Annotated in this window: 15 protein-coding genes and 1 pseudogene; all 16 read right to left on the reverse strand. The window is 50.7% G+C overall.

The genetic code is table 11. The features are described from left to right. Positions 1-60 precede the first annotated feature (60 nt). The 16 genes and pseudogenes from I8U21_RS12535 to I8U21_RS12610 all read right to left on the reverse strand — a co-directional run bounded on the left by I8U21_RS12535 (position 61) and on the right by I8U21_RS12610 (position 17,969). Complete coding sequence (locus I8U21_RS12535) at positions 61-825, reverse strand: MurR/RpiR family transcriptional regulator (protein WP_198054024.1); 765 nt, start codon at positions 823-825, stop codon at positions 61-63. Positions 826-967: 142 nt separating this feature from the next. Further along, positions 968-1,402, reverse strand: a complete 435-nt coding sequence (locus I8U21_RS12540) for a hypothetical protein (protein ID WP_181732581.1) — start codon at positions 1,400-1,402, stop codon at positions 968-970. Positions 1,403-1,508: 106 nt separating this feature from the next. Continuing rightward, entirely contained in the window at positions 1,509-2,822 is a 1,314-nt protein-coding gene (gene glnA, locus I8U21_RS12545) for a type I glutamate--ammonia ligase (RefSeq protein WP_181732625.1), read from the reverse strand. A gap of 54 nt (positions 2,823-2,876) precedes the next feature. Then, on the reverse strand, positions 2,877-3,281 hold the full coding sequence (locus tag I8U21_RS12550; protein WP_181732582.1) for a MerR family transcriptional regulator: 405 nt from the start codon (positions 3,279-3,281) through the stop codon (positions 2,877-2,879). Positions 3,282-3,431: 150 nt separating this feature from the next. Beyond that, positions 3,432-3,911 (reverse strand): DUF456 domain-containing protein, encoded by a 480-nt coding sequence (locus tag I8U21_RS12555; protein WP_181732583.1) that lies wholly within the window; start codon positions 3,909-3,911, stop codon positions 3,432-3,434. 16 nt (positions 3,912-3,927) lie between these two features. Then, on the reverse strand, positions 3,928-5,208 hold the full coding sequence (locus tag I8U21_RS12560; RefSeq protein WP_198054043.1) for a methionine gamma-lyase family protein: 1,281 nt from the start codon (positions 5,206-5,208) through the stop codon (positions 3,928-3,930). Positions 5,209-5,230: 22 nt separating this feature from the next. Next, positions 5,231-6,499 carry a GTPase HflX gene (hflX, locus tag I8U21_RS12565; RefSeq protein ID WP_309544826.1) on the reverse strand — a complete coding sequence of 423 codons (1,269 nt, stop codon included), beginning with the start codon at positions 6,497-6,499 and terminating at the stop codon, positions 5,231-5,233. Between the two features lie 11 nt (positions 6,500-6,510). After that, positions 6,511-7,503 carry a stage V sporulation protein K gene (spoVK, locus tag I8U21_RS12570; RefSeq protein ID WP_181732584.1) on the reverse strand — a complete coding sequence of 331 codons (993 nt, stop codon included), beginning with the start codon at positions 7,501-7,503 and terminating at the stop codon, positions 6,511-6,513. Between the two features lie 198 nt (positions 7,504-7,701). Further along, positions 7,702-7,944 carry an RNA chaperone Hfq gene (hfq, locus tag I8U21_RS12575; RefSeq protein ID WP_037996856.1) on the reverse strand — a complete coding sequence of 81 codons (243 nt, stop codon included), beginning with the start codon at positions 7,942-7,944 and terminating at the stop codon, positions 7,702-7,704. 42 nt (positions 7,945-7,986) lie between these two features. After that, the gene (gene miaA / locus I8U21_RS12580; protein WP_181732585.1) at positions 7,987-8,916 is read right to left on the reverse strand and encodes a tRNA (adenosine(37)-N6)-dimethylallyltransferase MiaA; all 930 of its coding nucleotides are present in this window, start codon (positions 8,914-8,916) and stop codon (positions 7,987-7,989) included. Next, positions 8,913-9,695, reverse strand: a complete 783-nt coding sequence (locus I8U21_RS12585; protein ID WP_181732586.1) for a class I SAM-dependent methyltransferase — start codon at positions 9,693-9,695, stop codon at positions 8,913-8,915. Before I8U21_RS12585 ends, miaA begins: the two co-directional genes overlap by 4 nt. A 2-nt stretch (positions 9,696-9,697) precedes the next feature. After that, positions 9,698-11,671 carry a DNA mismatch repair endonuclease MutL gene (mutL, locus tag I8U21_RS12590; protein WP_181732587.1) on the reverse strand — a complete coding sequence of 658 codons (1,974 nt, stop codon included), beginning with the start codon at positions 11,669-11,671 and terminating at the stop codon, positions 9,698-9,700. A gap of 29 nt (positions 11,672-11,700) precedes the next feature. After that, entirely contained in the window at positions 11,701-14,241 is a 2,541-nt protein-coding gene (gene mutS, locus I8U21_RS12595) for a DNA mismatch repair protein MutS (RefSeq protein WP_232334009.1), read from the reverse strand. An 89-nt stretch (positions 14,242-14,330) separates the two neighbouring features. Further along, the gene (locus tag I8U21_RS12600) at positions 14,331-15,833 is read right to left on the reverse strand and encodes a reverse transcriptase/maturase family protein (RefSeq protein WP_198054026.1); all 1,503 of its coding nucleotides are present in this window, start codon (positions 15,831-15,833) and stop codon (positions 14,331-14,333) included. 568 nt (positions 15,834-16,401) lie between these two features. Beyond that, a pseudogene (locus I8U21_RS15350) lies at positions 16,402-16,503 on the reverse strand (MutS N-terminal domain-containing protein); the annotation flags it as partial. Positions 16,504-16,577: 74 nt separating this feature from the next. Next, a complete protein-coding gene (locus I8U21_RS12610) occupies positions 16,578-17,969 on the reverse strand; it encodes a putative amidoligase domain-containing protein (RefSeq protein WP_198054027.1) in 1,392 nt (463 codons plus the stop codon). Positions 17,970-17,982 lie beyond the last annotated feature (13 nt).

Below are 17,982 nucleotides of genomic sequence, written 5' to 3' on the forward strand. Positions count from 1 at the left end.
CGCTTCCTTGTATATGTTTTGGCAAACGAAAAAAACGTGTTTCACAAATTGAAACACGTTTCATCCTTCTTTGGGTGCCATCCGGTCGAAATACTCCTTGAAAATCAGTTCAAACAGCATCAGCAACCGGGGAAAAAAGATGTTTGGCAACATATTCCGGTCATCCAGCTCATAATTATCCACGATTTTAAAATTGAGATCCGAAAGTTCCGCTGCCCGGTTCTCCGTTTCTTTGGTGAACGACACGGTAAAGATTTGATGTTCTTTGGCCGCCTGCAGTTTATCGATCACCAGCTGGGTTTCGCCGGATTTGGAAATCGCCACCAACGCTCCGATGTCTTCCAAATTGTTTTCAAACACCCCGACAGAGTCCGTCCCGCTGGCGATAATCGTCTTCTTTCCCAACACCAACAGCTTTTTGTACAAATATTCCGCCGCAATCGCGGAAAATCCGGTGGCATAAATAAAAATCAATTTTTTCCGCAATTGGAGCACCCGGTCGATAAACCGTTCAATATCCTCCATGGTGTTGTACTGAAAAAAATCTTGCGGACGGATTTCCGGAAAATCCTTTCTCCTCCCGCCCGGCCGGACTTCCATCTTTTTCACTTGTGGCAGAAGTTGGTAATACATATCGACAAACCCGGTGTAGCCCAACTTTTTGGACAAACGGATGACCGTGGCGGGCGAAGTGTAATTGGCTTTGGCCACCTTGCGGACACCCATTTGCAAGACCGTGTCAATATGTTCGATGATGTATTGCAAAATTTGTTTATCCAATTCCGTCAGATTTTTTCCATGAAACATTTTACGAAGATCGATCAAGGATTTTCAGCTCGCTTCATCCGGGTGGTTTGTTGCTTAAATTTCATTATAGCACAAGCCTGTCCCCCCGCCGTTTTTGGCAAGAAGCCGACAAAAAAGCACCTGTCCGCGGGTGAAACAGGTGCCTGAAAAAACGAATAAATCACCACCAGGGGGTACAACGGGTTTCCAACTGATAATCCTCATCGTAGACACAAACTCTGAACGCTCTGTCCGAACTAGCGGAAGCCGGATAGGCCCATGTGAAATTTCCGGCGCCACTGGTTGCCTGAAATTCATCCGGAACCCGGTCGCCATCCAAATCCACTTGGAAGTGCAACAATTCGTAATCCCCTGCTTCCAATCTCCCCCATCCATACTGAACGCCATTGTAGTATCCTGTGCGAAGCTCACCGTTTCCAACGGTGTACACCGTGGACCGGTTGGAAGTGCAATTGGCATCTTCCAGCCAAGTCCCTTGAAAAGTGCAAGCCAGGACTCCTGACTGATTTCCGGCTGCTTTTGCCGCCACCGGTGCCCCGATCAGACACAACGCCAAAGCCAACGACAAGAACAGAAGATTTTTGATTTTGTTCACCGTTCCGCTCCCTTCATTACCGGATACATCCCTCATTATAAGACATTCTATTCAGAAAATAAAGAAAAATGGGTTGCCCCCGGGTTCCACCACGGGGGGCATTCGGTCAATACAAATGCATATATTGTTCACGTTCCCAAGGATGGACATTGGTCCGGAACATATCCCATTCAATTTCCTTGGCTTCCAAAAAGTGCGTAAGCGCGTGTTCGCCCAATGCTTCCACCATGACCGGATCTTTTTGCAATTCGATCAGGGCTTCTTTCAGGCTGGCCGGCAGATCTTCGATTCCGGCTTCACGCCGTTCTTGTTCATCCATGACATAAATGTTCCGATCCGTTTGTTCCGGAAGCGGAAGCTGATTTTTGATTCCGTCCAACCCGGCTTTTAACATCACCGCCAAAGCCAGGTAAGGATTAGCCGCAGGGTCGGGGGAACGAACCTCAATGCGGGTGCTCAGACCGCGGGAAGAAGGAATCCGCACCAAGGGACTGCGGTTTTTCGGCGACCATGCGACATAACAAGGCGCTTCATAACCCGGAACCAGTCGTTTGTAAGAGTTGACAATCGGGTTGGTGATCGCTGTAAATGCACGGGCATGCTTTAAAATCCCCGCCAGGAAATGCCGGGCAGTTTCACTCAGGCCCAATTCATCGGAAGGATCATAAAAGACATTTTCCTTGCCGCGAAACAGCGACATATGGCAGTGCATACCGGAACCATTGACGCCAAAAAGCGGCTTGGGCATAAAAGTCGCATGCAATCCGTAGCGGCGTGCCACGTTTTTGACCACCAGTTTGAATGATTGGATATGGTCGGCCGTTGTCACCGCATCCGCATATTTGAAGTCGATTTCATGCTGCCCGGGTGCCACTTCATGGTGGGAAGCTTCGACTTCAAAGCCCATTTTGTCCAGCGTCAACACGATATCGCGGCGGCAGTTTTCCCCGAGATCCACCGGAGCCAGATCGAAGTATCCGCCTTTGTCATTCAAATTGAGTGTGGGCTCTCCGTTTTCATCGGTTTTAAACAGGAAAAATTCCGGTTCGGTTCCCACGTTGAAAGAGGTGAATCCCATTTCTTCGGCTTCTTTGAGAACACGCTTTAAGATACCCCGGGGATCCCCTTCAAAAGGCGTGCCGTCCGGATTGTAGATATCACACATGATTCCGGCCACTTTGCTGCCGTTCACATCATTTCCCCACGGGTAAATCACGAATGAATCCAAATCCGGATAAAGCAGCATATCCGACTCTTCAATTCGCACAAACCCTTCAATGGAGGAACCGTCAAACATCATTTTGTTGTCCAATGCTTTTTCCAATTGGCTCCGGGGAATTTCCACGTTTTTAATGGTTCCCTGCAAGTCGGTAAAAATCAGACGGATGTAAGCGACATTTTCCTTCTCAACAATTTGCATAATGTCTTCTTTGGTATGCTTCGCCACAGTTTATTCTCCCTTCTGAGAAATTGTTCAATGTCGGAAAAAACGGCTCAGCTCCCCGTGATTAAGCAGGAAACGCCCGGGACGCCCGGGTTCGATGATCTGTCTTTTCAAGAGGCGTCTCAATTCTTTTTCCGACAGCTCTTTTCTTGCCTTACGCGCTTCTTTCTCCGCTTCCTGAACCCGTTCAGACTGACTGAAGAGTTCCCGGATTCCCGCGATGTTGACCCCTTTTTCCAGATAAGACTTGATTTGCAACAACCGATCAACATCATTGAAAGAAAACAATCGTTGGTTCCCTTTGGTTCTCTGGGGACGGATCAATCCTTGTTGCTCGTAATAACGGATTTGTCTCGGACTCAGCTCCGTCAGTTTCGTCACGATCCCCATCGAAAAAAGCGGCATGTTCCGTCTTTTTTCATCACGAAAATCCATGGGAAACGCTCCCTTCATTCTCGGGATTGTTACCTCATAATCCTATTTTATTCACGTCAGCTTTTTTAGTCAATACATGTCAGTTTTTCTTACATGGTTTTCAGGCAGGTATAAAAAAATCGTTCTCCCCGGAGGAAGAACGATTTTTCATCAAAACACCAACACCAAAAACCAGATCATCAATCCGGTCATGACAATCAACTTTGTCAAAATCCCGCCCAAAAAACCGACCAAGGTTCCATAGGCGATTTGGAGTGCTTTGGAAAAAGATTTTTTAAACAGCAATTCTAGTACAAACACACACAAAAAAGGTCCGACAATCACGCCGACAGGCCCCATGATAAACGGGAAAAGAACGACCCCCACAATCGCGGCGGTGACGGAAGCCGCGTTGCCGCCGTATTTTTTCACCGCCACACTGCTGGAAAAATAATCAACCAGAATCAGCAAGATGGCGAGGATCAAAGTGGTAATCCAAAACCCGAACCCCAACGGTTCGGAATCGATCAAAAAGTGATAAACCGCAAACCCTGCAATCATCAGCGGGGCATCCGGCAAAGCGGGGGCAACCAGACCGACATAAGCAAGAATAAAGAGCAAAATAATAATTGCCCACCAAAGCATGTCCATATAACAAGCTCTCCCTTCACACCTGCAGTGTTCCGTCTATCTGTCCGGTTTCCAACATGAAATCCATGGCTTTGGCCATGCCGATCTTCACATGCGAATAGGTGAGTCCTCCCTGCATGTAAGCAATGTATGGTGCACGGAGGGGCCCATCCGCCGACAGCTCAATGCTGGCACCTTGCACAAACGTTCCGGCCGCCATGACCACTTCGTCCTCATAGCCGGGCATTGGCGAAGGCACCGGCAAAATATGCGCATCAACGGGCGATGCCGATTGAATCCCCTGGCAAAAAGCCACCAGTAACTCCGGCGTTCCCAGATACACTTGCTGAATGATATCCGTGCGCGGCTCTTCCCATCCCGGCGTGGTTTGAAAACCGGCTTCCTCCAAAAATGCCGCGGCAAAAACGGCTCCTTTCAATGCTTCGGCAACCACGTGCGGAGCCAAAAACAATCCTTGATAATAATCGTGCATATAGCCGTGGGTGGCTCCCCCTTCGGTTCCGATGCCGGGTGCCACCAGCCGGGATCCGGCTCGTTCCACCCACTTTTCCGCTCCGGCGATGTATCCCCCGGACTTCGCTATCCCTCCGCCCGGATTTTTGATCAAAGACCCGGCGATCAGATCCGCTCCCACTGCAGTCGGTTCTTTGGACTCAACAAACTCACCGTAACAATTGTCCACAAAAACAACCGCCTGCGGGCAGATTTCCCGGATTTTCCGGATCATCGTTTCAATCTCCCGGATGGAAAAAGACGGACGGTCGGCATAACCCCGGGATCGCTGGATGGCAACCATCTTGGTTTTCGGGCTGACCGCTTCACGAAAGGTGTCCCAATCAATCCGTTGTCCTTCTGCCAGCGGGATCTCCCGATATTCAATGCCGTAATCCCTGAGTGAACCGGAACCGTCTTGATATGAACCGATCACTTGATGCAGCGTGTCATAAGGACGGCCCGTCAAATAGATCAGCTCGTCCCCCGGACGCAACACCCCGTACAAACAAGCGGCAATGGCATGGGTGCCGGAAATGATGTTCGGACGGACCAAAGCTTTTTCTGCACCGAAGACCCGCGCAAATACCGCTTCGAACGTTTCTCTGCCCAGATCATCATACCCGTAACCGGTTGAAGAATGAAGGTGAATTTCACTCACTTTCATTTCCCGGAAGGCTTCCAGCACCTTCCACTGCATAAAATCGGCATTTTGACCGATCTTTTTAAGCACCGGTTCAATTTTTTCCTCTGCAGTTTGGACTTTTTTTTCAATCCATGCTCCATGTTTCAATGTTTCAAACACAGTCATCATTCCTGTTACTCGTTTATTGGATTTGAATCCGGCTTTTCAACTCCCCGGGCAACTGATCAAAATCAGCGGGAGAAAGGCGAAACTTTATAACCATCATCAAATCGTCCGTATTCGATTCTATCATTTCCGCTTTATGATGCAACAGCGAAATCCAGTCTCCCCGCATGACCGGGATTTCCGCCTGACCGATGATCATCTCTTGTTGCAACGCCTGCTCCACACGTGCCTTCAACCGGTTCAGATCCTGTTCGTTGAAAGCAGAGATCAAGAGATGATCCGGATCCCAGCCTTCAGGCACTCTCCGCTCCAGCCGGTCCGCTTTGTTCCAGACCATTAAAACCGGGATGTCCGCGGCATTCAGATCAGTCAAGACCTGCTCCACGGCCTCCACCTGCTCCATTGCTTCCGGGTGGGAAGCATCCACCACATGCAACAACAAATCCGCTTCCTTCACCTGTTCCAACGTCGAGCGGAAAGCGGCGATCAAATGGTGCGGCAGTTGCCGGATAAACCCGACGGTATCCGTCAGGATCACTTCCTTGCCGGAGGGAAGCACCAGCTGGCGGGATGTCGGATCCAATGTGGCAAACAACCGGTTTTCGGACAGCACGCCCGCACCTGTCAGTTGATTTAACAAAGTCGATTTTCCGGCATTGGTGTATCCCACCAAGGCCACCTGCGGGATGCCGTTCTTTTTCCGGCGTTCCTGATGCAACTTGCGGTGTTTTTTAATTTCCGCAAGCTGTTTGGTCAGAACGCTGATTTGGCGGCGGATGTGGCGGCGATCCGTTTCCAGTTTCTTTTCCCCGGGGCCGCGGGTTCCGATGCCGCCGCCCAGACGGGACATCGCTTTCCCTTTTCCGGCCAGGCGGGGCAGCAAATATTTCAACTGGGCCAGTTCCACCTGAATTTTTCCTTCTTTGGTCCGGGCCCGTTGCGCAAAAATATCCAAAATCAATTGCGTGCGGTCGATCACTTTGCAAGGGATCAACTCTTCCAGGTTTCGAAGCTGCGCAGGGGAAAGCTCTTGGTCAAAAATCACCAGGTCTGCCTCGTTTTCTTCCGCCATGCGGGCGATTTCTTCTGCTTTTCCCCGCCCGATATACCAAGCCGGGTCAATCCGGTCCCTGAATTGAAGCACCTGGCTGACCGGAACCGCTTGCGCCGTTTCCGCCAGACTCTTTAACTCTTCCAAAGTGGAGCGCAAGGACCATTCCTGTTTTTTCGTGCCGCACCCCACCAAAATCGCTTTCTCTTTTCCTTCCAACTCCTGAATACGCACTCAACCCTTTCTTACACCAGATACTGATGAGGCATTTTTTCATTATACCATGAACTGTTTTTCAGATCGTCAAACCGCAAATCCTCACTTCTTAACGTCATCAATTCCTCTCTGGTCACATGCGTTTTTTTCATCAGGCGCACCGCTTGATTCCGGATCGATTTTTCAATCAAATTGCGGACGTACCGGGCATTTCCAAAACCGTCCTTGGCGAGGTGAAGCTGTTGTTGCAAGTGGTTTCGCAATTTATCTTTGGCCGGCCGGGATAAGAAATACTCCCGCTCTTGCAGCATCTGCTCGGCAATCTTCATCAATTCATCCAATTTGAAATCCGGAAAATGCAAATGAATCGGAAAGCGGGAAGGAAGACCGGGATTCAAACGCAAAAATGCGTCCATTTCATTGGGATACCCCGCCAAAATCAAAATGAAATCATTTTTATAGTCTTCCATCGATTTGACCATCGTATCAACAGCTTCTTTGCCGAAATCTTTTTCCCCTCCCCGGGCGAGCGAATAAGCTTCGTCAATAAACAAAACACCGCCCAACGCCCTTCGCACATGTTCTCTTGTTTTTTGCGCCGTATGGCCGATATACTCTCCCACCAAATCCGCCCGTTCCACTTCGATCAAATGCCCTTTGGACAGCACGCCCATTTCTTTTAATAACCGGCTCAAAATCCGTGCAACCGTGGTTTTTCCCGTTCCCGGACTCCCGGAAAAAATCATGTGCAACACTTGTTGTTCGGCGCTTAAACCGGCCGCTCTCCTCTGTTTTCCGATCTCCAGCCATGCATAAATCTCTTTGATAAACTCCTTGATTTTATTCAGCCCCACCAGCCGGTCCAATTGGTCAAAGCACTCCTGCAAAGGCCCCGGTTCACCGGCCGGACAAGCCGGCTTCAACGGCTCCGTCCGCGACAAAAGCGTGTGTTTTCTTTCCGGATGGTCAAAAACCACATGAATCTGATGCTTGGCGTTTACTGTCATCACCCTTCTGCTCATTGTTTCACCTCTTCGTCCTTAATCGCTGATCCCAGTATACGCATCCGCCCATTTTTTGGTGAAAAATCGTGGAAAACACGGCATCGGGATTGATGGCAGGTACCGCCCGGCCCCCTTGACAGCCGATATCAAAAACCGTGGCAATAAAAAAAGCTGCCGGCCGGTCCGGTCAGCAGCAAAACAAGTGAAACGAACAACTCAGCTTTCTCTTTCTTCACTGGCGGGCATCAAAGAAACGGGACGTGCAGGGGTGAACGTGGAGATCGCATGCTTATATACCATTTGTTGCTTGCCGTCACTGTCAATCACAATGGTGAAGTTGTCAAAGCCGCGGATCACACCGCGCAATTGAAACCCGTTCACCAAATAAATGGTAACTGGTACTGATTCTTTACGGATTTGGTTGAGGAATGTATCTTGAATATTGATTGTTTGTTTCAAAACCCGTACCTCCTATGTATTTACATTTAACGTTATTGTACTCTATTCTCTGGCCAAAGGAAACTTTCCTGCCACCAGTTCTTCAATTTCTCGAAAAGATTGGGAATTTGTCACGTCAAACCAATGGATTTCTTTTAAACGCCGAAACCAGGAGAGCTGTCGTTTCGCGTATTTCCGCGATCCTCGCTTGATGAGATGAATCGCTTCGTCCAACGTGATTTCGTTTTTCAAATAACTTACAATCTCTTTATACCCGATTGCCTGCATGGAAGTCAAATGAAGCCCGTATCCTTGCTCCCACAGTTTTTTCACTTCCTCCACCAGGCCTTTTTGGATCATCTCGTCCACCCGCCGGTTAATCCGCTCGTACAATTGTTCCCGCGGCATGGTGAGACCGATCCACAGCACGTCGTAAGGGGAGGTTCCTTTTCCTTTCAGCTCGGAAAATGGCTTTCCAGTAACATGATAAACTTCCAAAGCCCGAATCATACGTCGGAGATCATTGGGATGCAATTTTTTGGCCTGGACCGGGTCCACTTCTTCCAACCGCCGGTGCAACGCTTCATTGCCTTCCCGCCGGGCAAACGCATGCAGTTCTTCGCGAAGCATGGGGTCCTCTTTGACATGGGGCATCAGGTAATCATGGACCACCGCTTCGATGTACAAACCGGTCCCACCCACCAGGATGGGCAGATGCCCGCGCCGGTTGATCCCGGTGATTATTTCCCGGGCCAGCTGTTGATATTCCTGAACCGAGAAATTTCGATCCGGAGGAAGAATGTCAATGAGATGATGAGGAACCCCCTCCATCTCCTCCGGCATGATTTTGGCCGTCCCGATGTCCATTCCCCGGTAAACCTGCATGGAATCTCCGGAAATAACTTCGCCATGAAACCGTTTGGCCAGCCGGACGCTCAAACCGGTTTTTCCGACCGCCGTCGGTCCGACAATGACAACAAGCTTTTCTTTCACCGGTGCCCTCCTTTCCGGATCACACCCCAAGCATAATTGGATGAGGCTTTTACAATCGTAAAGCCCAGGCGTTCAAACTCCCCGCTTTTCGGCCGTTCTTTCAACAAAACAGCCCTCCTGGCCACCCGCACGGCTTCTTGCACCGACTCCGGGTCCAAAGGTTCCGGGTTGGCCAGGGGCTTTAACATTTGCATGGCTGACGACTGTTTCACCGTTTCCCGGAACATCGGGTCAAACATCACCACATCAAAGGATTGATCCTCCAATTGTTTCAAATAGGTTTGATAACGGGCCTGAACGATTTCAACCCTCCGCATCGCTTCATTCAAAGCTTTGCGCCCGGTCCGGTAGGTTTGCAGGCCGTGCCCGGCGATCGCCGCGATGACCGGCTCACTCTCCAACGCCACAACCCGGCCTTTTTCCCCGACCACATAACTGGCCACGATGGAATCCGCCCCCATCCCCAAGGTACAATCCAGGACATGATCCCCTTCTTTCAGTCCCGCCGCCGTCACCATGCTGTCCGGCTGCCCGGCAGCCAAATGTTTGATGCGAAGGGCGGACATGTTGGGATGAAAAAAGAAGGCGTGGCCTTTTTTGTCTTCATAGCGCCATCCATCTTTGCTGACAATGACCGCCTGACCTGATGCCGTCTGCTCGAAAAGCGCTTGAAGAGACCGGCGACCGCGCCGGACGAACGGCACCTTCCACTCACGGGCCAATTCTTTTGCTTCGTTTGTTTCCTGGTCTCCCGGGTGAAAAGATGTTGTGACAAACAATATTACATCACCCTTTTAAACATTTTTTCCAATTCATAAGTTGAAAAATGAACAAAAATGGGCCGTCCGTGCGGACAAGTAAACGGATTTTCACAGCGGCTCAACTGGTTCAACAGTTCTTCCATCTCTTCTTTGCGCAAATAGCGGTTGGCTTTGATCGCCGCTTTGCATGACATCATTTTGGCGGTGGCATCCCTCAGTTGAGCAGTCTCCACTTTCCCGTGTTCTTTCAGCCAATCAATGATCTCATGAATCAATTGTTGGGGATCCTCTTTCGGAAACCACGCGGGATAAGCGCGGATCACAAACGTGGTTCCGCCAAAAGGCTCCATTTCCAGGCCCCACTGATTCAGATAATCCAGATGCATGTTTAATATTTCGGCTTCGGCCGGCGTGCACTCGATCGTCATGGGAATCAAAAGGGAATACTGGTGATGATTTGCTTCCCCCAGCTTTTTGGAATAAATCTCGTAATAAATGCGCTCATGTGCCGCGTGTTGATCCAGCAAAAAAAATCCGTCTTCCGATTGCGCCACGATATAAGTGCCGTGGACCTGCGCCAACGGGGTCATGGGCGGCAACCGATCTTCCCCGTTTGCTTCCGCCTCCTCCGCCTCCGTTTCTTCTTCCAAAACCGCCGGAGCGGGAATGGGTGTCTTTTCCTTTGCTTCTTCCCGGGTCGGATTCTGCTCCGACCACGCACTCAAGGAGGATTGATATCCCGACTCTTTGGGTTCCGGTTCGCTTTGGGACGGGGAGGGATCCGGAAAGACCGGCGCCGGATTTGTTTCCTTCGCTTCCTCTTTCTTGGCCGGCTCTTCTTTCTTGACCGGCGCAACCGGGCTTTCACGCAGTTGCCATGACGAATCGGGCCGGTCGGACGGATAGGGATTCACGGCAGGTCTTTTCCCTTGGTTCCACCGCAACGTTTCCTGCTTATACTCCGGTTTTTTCACCGCTGATTCCGCTTTGGGCGTCGCAACCAACCGCTCTTTTTGCAAGGCTTGCCGCACCGTTTCTTCAACCAGCCGGCAACATTCTTTTTCCTTGCTGAGTCTTGCTTCCAACTTGGAAGGGTGGACATTGACATCCAACAGCTGCGCATCCATCTCCAAATGCAAAACCCCGACCGGGAACCTTCCCGTCGGCAACAAGGTGCCGAAAGCACGCAAAATGGCTTGGGTGATCGGCAGGGAACGCACATAGCGCCCGTTTAAGATGATGGTCAAATAAGACCGGTTGGAACGGGTAATTTCCGGTTTGGTGATCCATCCGTAAACCCGGAAGTCCATATCGCTTCCTTCGATCGAAACTGCCTGACCGGCCACCTGTTTCCCGTAAATGGAAAGGAGTACATGCTTCAAATTTCCGTCTCCCGCGGTCTGAAACAACTTCCTCCGGTTGTGGGTCAGGGAGAACGAAATTTCCGGATGGGCAAAGGCCAACCTTCCCAACACATCGGCAACGTGGCTGACTTCGGTATTGACCGTTTTCAAATATTTTAAACGGGCGGGAGTGTTATAAAACAAATCCCGGACAATCACATCGGTTCCCTTGGAACGGGAGGTTTCCTCCACCGCTTCAATGTCGCCCCCGGCGATTTTCACTTTGGTCGCCAGCTGTGAAGGATCCTGCGTGGTCACCATTTCCACTCTGGCAACTGAAGCGATGCTCGGCAAAGCTTCTCCCCGAAAACCGAGCGTCCGGATGGAATACAGATCCCGTTCCCGTTTGATTTTGCTGGTGGCATGGCGGGAAAAGGCCAACACGGCATCTTCCCGGTCCATGCCCGAACCATTATCCGACACCTGAATAAACGAAATCCCGCCTTCTTCTATCATGACCTGCACCCGGGTGGCGCCGGCATCGATGGAGTTTTCCACCAACTCTTTGACAACCGATGCCGGCCTTTCCACCACTTCTCCCGCGGCGATTTGGTTCGTCAAATGATCATCCAGCACTTGAATGATGCCCACGATCCACTCCCCTCCTTTTTCCGCGTTGATTAATTTAATTTTTGTTTGATCTCATGCAAAAACTGCATGCATTCAAACGGAGTCTTATTCATTAAGTCCCACTTGCGGACGGCCTCCAAAATTTCTTGTTCTTCGGGGGTCAAAGACGAAGCGGCTGTCTCCCGGGCTGCCGGCTGAATTTCCAACGGATCGAACAAGGACAACTGCCCCGACGAATCCGGGGAAACACCCGTGTTTGAAGCTCCGGGGGTGCCGTTTTCCAATTCGGCCAACAGCTGCTTGGCTCTTGTGATCACTTCTTTTGGCAGCCCGGCCAGCTCGGCCACCTGAATCCCGTAACTGCGGTCCGCCCCTCCCGGGACAATCCGGTGCAAAAAGACCACCTTTCCGTTCCGCTCGATGCATTGGGCATGCACATTTTTCAGCCGGGACAACGATTCTTCCAGCTTTGTCAACTCATGATAATGGGTGGAAAACAATGTCTTGGCCCCCACATGATCATGAATGTATTCCACGATGGCATGCGCGAGCGCCATTCCGTCATAAGTGGATGTCCCCCGGCCCACTTCGTCCAAGAGGATCAAGCTCCGCCGGGTGGCCTCCTTCAGGGCATGGCAGGTTTCAGACATCTCCACCATAAACGTGCTCCGCCCGCCGGTCAAATCATCTGCCGCCCCGATCCGGGTAAACACGCGGTCCACTATGGAAATTTCCGCTTCTTCCGCCGGAACGAAACTTCCGATCTGGCTTAAGATCACAATCAAAGCCACTTGTCTCATGTATGTGCTTTTTCCGGCCATGTTCGGTCCCGTCACCAACAGGACCTGGCGGTTTTCCTGGTCCAACTCCGCATCATTGGCAACAAATTCCCCCGTATGGTTCACGGCTTCGACGACCGGATGGCGGCCTGCTTTGATTTTCAGCTGACTGCCCGTATGCACTTTCGGACGGACATACTGATACTTTTGGGCAATCAGCGCAAAGGCGTGCAAAACATCCAACTCGGCCACCCGCCCGGCCAGCGATTGCAAACGTTGAACTTGGGCCGCCACCTGATCCCGGACTTTTGTAAACAGTTCATATTCCAGTTCCACGGATCGTTCCGAGGCATTTAAGATGAGCTGTTCCCGTTCTTTTAATTCCGGCGTGATATACCGTTCCGAATTGGCGAGCGTTTGCTTGCGGTGATACCGGTCTTTGGGAACCAGATGCAGATTGGACTTGGTGACCTCGATATAATAGCCGAACACCCGGTTATAACGGATTTTTAACGACTTGATTCCCGTCAGGTCTCTTTCTTTTTGCTCCAGCTCGGCAATCCAGCTTTTCCCGTCTTTCTGGATCTTCCGCAATTGATCCAATTTTTCATGGAAGCCTTCGCGGATGATGCCGCCTTCCTTGACGGAAACCGGTGCTTCTTCCACCAACGCTTCGTCGATGAGGTTTTTGACATCCGTCAACTCATCCATTTTTTCCGCCAATTCCTTCAGCGGCCGGGAGTCGGATTGCAACAATTTTTCTTTCAGTTCAGGAATGATGGAAAGCGATCTTTTCACGCTGTTTAAATCCCGCGCATTCGCCGATCCGTAAGAAATGCGCGCTGCCAGCCGTTCCAAATCATAAACCTGCTTCATCCGGTCCCGCACTTCATCCAGCAACAAAAAATCAGAAAGCAATGCTTCCACCATATTTTGGCGCCGGGTGATCTCTTCCAGTGACAGAAGCGGCTTGTCCAGCCACTTTTTCAACAAACGGCTTCCCATTGCGGTGGCCGTTTGATCCAACAGCCACAAAAGCGAACCTTTTTTCTTTCCTTCGCCAAGCGTTGCCGTCAATTCCAGGTTTCTTCTCGCCGCTTCATCCAACATCATATACTGCTTGGCGTCATACCGGTGCAACCGCTGCAAATGATGCAAAGCCCGCTTTTGTGTTTGTTTCAGATAAGAGAATAACAAAGCGACCACTTTTCGCAAAAACGGGGTATCGCACAACTCGGGATATTGCGGAAACTGCGCCGGCAACTCTTCGGACAATTTCTTTTCGGAACCGGCATCCAGGTCATGCGGCGTGATCAAACATTTTAAGCGGGTTTCAATTTGTTCTTTCACCGCCGCTTGCTCTGCCAGGGATACATCCAACACGATTTCCTTCGGCTGATAGGAAGAAATTTCATCCAAAATTCCGTCCAGCGAACCGCCCATCTCCGTGATGTGGCACTCTCCCGTGGACAGATCCACTGCTGCCAATGCCATTTGATTCGCGCTTCCGGTCAGTGTCACCAAGAAATTGTTTTCCTGGTCAACCAGCATGTTTTCTTCCATGATGGTCCCGGGCGTGATCACGCGAACCACTTCCCGCTTGACCACCCCTTTGGCAGCGGAAGGATCTTCCACCTGCTCACAGATGGCGACTTTATATCCCTGATCAATCAGTTTTTCCACATAGGTGTGAGCCGAATGATAAGGAACCCCGCACATGGGAATGCGTTCACTGCCGCCATCCCGGCTGGTCAATGTAATCTCGAGCTCTTCGGCTGCTTTTTCGGCATCTTCGAAGTAGAGTAGGAACAAAGCGCCTTGCCGCCTTCTGACGGCAGGTTTCTCTGAACCCCTCTCCGAACCGTACGTACACCTCTCGGCGTATACGGCTCTCCGCTTGCTCAAATCCGGCCTTGGTCCGGCGGTTCGGATCCGTCCATCCGGTCGACATCGCCATGGCAGACGGGATCGTCCTTGCATTGAAACCCTTCGTCATGGAAGGTGGCAAACGCTTTTTCCCCGTCTCCGGTTTCAACCGGTACCCGAAAGACCCCCGCATGCATGTACTTCTTCAAAAGTTGGTGCACGGAGCACCTGTATTTCATGGCCAACGTTTTATACATGCTGAATTTCAGCAAATGGGCATACCGCGACAAAGTGCTGACATTCTCCGCCAATTGGTAATAACGGTACATGCGCCGGATCTCCCGGTTATAAACGTGCAGGATCTTTGCATCGGAAAGATGAACCAGTTCCTTCTTATGTACCGGCTTCAGCTTGCCGTTTTGTTCTTTCACCGCCCCGAATTGATACAGCCTTTTGATCCGGACCTCTTTGGGAAGAAGCAGTTTGCACTGCTCTTTGACGGTGATGTCGTATCCGAGAAACCGCACATGTTTTTTGGCATGTTTTAAATCGAGTGCTTCGCGGGAAAAAGGAAGGTTCAATTCCTGTTGCAAAAACCGGACAATCTCATTCCCGATGGCGGAGGATTCCTTCTTGGAACCGGTCACCCCCAATAAGATCTCCCCGGCATAACGCGTATACACGAGCCGTTTATAAGCCGGATCCCACGGATCTTCCCGGGGAATTTGTTTCAACTGCTTTGTCCATTGTTGTTGCAGCCGTTTCAAATCCTCTTTTTCCGCTTCGTTTTCTGCATCCCTTCTTCTTTGTTCCACCTGTTTGATCCGGGCAAGAAGCTTCTCGTAAGCCGGATTCACCCTGCGCTTCTTTCCTTTGGAAAACTCACGGATCAGCGTTTCCACGTGACGGTCCAACGCATGGAAATAAATATTGACCAAAACCGGGCTGATCCATCCGCCCACGGGAACCCCGCTGAAGGTGCGGTGAAATTGCCAATCCTCAAACCATCCTGCCCGCAAAAACTTGTTGATGAGCCGGATGAACTTTTCATCCTCAATCCTTTTTCTGAGAAGGGAACGCAGCACTTCAAAGGAAATGGAAGGAAAAAAAGAATGCAGGCTTCCGTGCAGCAACCATTTGACACCGGAAAAATTTTTCTTTACTTGCAACAAAGCGGTATGGCAGCTTCGGTGAGAACGGTAACCATGGGACAAGTCCGAAAAAGAACCCTCGTAGATCGCCTCGAGTAGCATGCGGACAATCCATGCCACCAGGCAATCCCGGAGCGGTTCCGTCTTCCCGGCGCCGGGAAAGGGTGCCGGCTGATAGGTTTCGTTTTTCAATTCCTTTATCAAGGCTTCCAGCTGTCCGGGAAGGAGTTTCCGGTGTCTTGCCTGAGGGAACCGGCGGATCAGTTCCTGGTATGCCTTTTGATAAAACCGCGGGTTGTACAAATTCCGGTAAATCCTTTGGAACAAATAGGTTGAATCGCCGGACTTTGCGGCCAGACTGTTTAATACGTACTCAGGATTTCTCATAAAGCCTCACGCTTCTTCCTTTGTCGTATAAAACCCGAGCAAGCTGCCCCCCTTCGCCGTGTACCGGGCTTTCCCCGGCTCAGACTACTACGGGGGCTCCGTCACCATATCGGATATTCAGGCCCTGATGGCCATAGCCCGACAGGCAGGCATTCCGACTCAGGTGATCCCCATTTAGACTTATAGAGACAGGCACGTTGTGATGTCGGATGTGACGTTCGCCCTTTTCCTCTGACAGAGGCTGCCCAGCCGCAGGACGCACCGATGACCGCCATGTCTTTCTGCGAATCATCACGGCTGCATGGCGTATACAGCTGCCTTCCGCCATGGGCTACGATCAACCGGCTCGGGCTGTCATTCAAGCAATCCAGCTTTCATCCTCATTCACAACTTTTCATCTAGCCACTCAGTCGCACGATGGCAGCTTCGTGACTCGTGACTTTACCAACATGCTACACTCCCCTTCAGGTTTCCCCTCCGGGTCAGTTGGTCGATGATGGGTGTTTGCCGCGTCCCTCACCCACTGCCTTGCCAAGGGCAGATTCCCTATAAGTCCTTATGGGCGCACAAACATCTCGTAAAAATCGCCTAAACGAAAAAATAAGAAAGCATCCGGATATTGTGCCTTGATCGACAAGTATTGCTGAATCATCGGAGTATATTTTGCCAAAGTTCTCTGCCTCCGTTACAATATTTTTCACTGCAATATTTTAACATGAATCAGGGCACCGTCCCACTTTTCCATTATTTTTTCTTGTGGTAGGGCGGCAATTTCCACACTTTTCGGATATCTTGCGATTCGTTCCAGGTGGATCCCGAAGTCAGGTATCTGTAGAATTTATCCAGATATTCCTTATTACGTACGTAATAAGGGCATTTCTTCAATTCGCTCCACAACACGGGCAACCACTCGGCCAGCACCTCTTTATCCCCCTGATAATACGCTTCTTGGACTTCTTCCTCGTCCAGCGGATAATAATTCAAATACCGGTAGTGGATGGCAATCAACTTCGCCACGACAAAAACCCCTTTGGTCAGGGTGGGGGAAATCAGCCAACTGGGTAACGTCCGGTATTCAAACCCGCCGTGGTCCTGATACCGGAAATCCCCCAAAAACCCGTACTTGGGGCGGCGCCCGATCCCCTGCGGATCTTCCACGATCGCCAACAATAACGCCAAATAGTTGTCCAAAGCCCGCAACAATTTAAAGTTTGGTTGAACACCGCTGAAGTGGATATGCCCTCCCAACGGGAAAGCATGGCGCGGCAATGCGCCGGCCAGCCATTTTGCCGGTGCGCGTCCTGTTTTTTTGGCTGCGTACAACAGCCCTTTAAAAATGTTGATAGCCAGTGCGCGCGGATCTGAAGTCGGCTCCGGCCGGATCTCCACCAGCGGCTTTAAGGAACGGTTTTGGTTCATCCAGATCGCATCGCACCCCACCCTCCCTTTCACCGGGAAATACCGGGATGCAATCAATAATCCCCCGGACCTTCCTTCCATGATAAACTCCGGATCGGCTCCCAGCACCACCTGGTTCCAGGATATGGCCGGAAGATTTACACACTCTTTCACATATTCTTGTACGGCTTTCACAAAGCTTTGTTTCAATTCTTTGTTTAACTTGGGATCACAAACCACCTGCCGGACAAAATATTTCCGGTTGGGCCCCACGGCCAGGCGCACCAGTCCGTAATCCAACCCCAACGCATACAAAGCCCGGACGGCCCATTCTTTGATTTTCCTCACTTCCCGCGACGGATCCTGCAAAGAGACCCGCCGGAAACTGTTTTTCCGTTTCCTCTTCGGCTCCGCCAACCAGGCCCCTTGTTGATTGGAACAATAAACCGCCAGCACGTTGGTTTGGAAAACGGCGACCATGTACTCCCGCAAGACCGGCTGATGATGGGAATGCACGGGAATTCCGTGCATCCGCAAGATCCGGTGGCAAGTCGAAGGATTTTTTGTCCTTTGGACATATCTTTCATCATTTAATATCAAAACCGGCTCAGACACGGCCACCGATCCGCTCTTTTCCAGATGAATGGTTGAGGCAAGTCTTCCTTGTTGTTCAATCAAAAGATTTCTGATGGATTGCTGATTGTTCACATCCATATATGGAAGGGTGACGGCTCCCATAACCTTTCCCCTT

Source organism: Thermoactinomyces sp. CICC 23799 (genome assembly GCF_016055145.1).
GTDB classification, from domain to species: Bacteria; Bacillota; Bacilli; order Thermoactinomycetales; family Thermoactinomycetaceae; genus Thermoactinomyces; species Thermoactinomyces intermedius.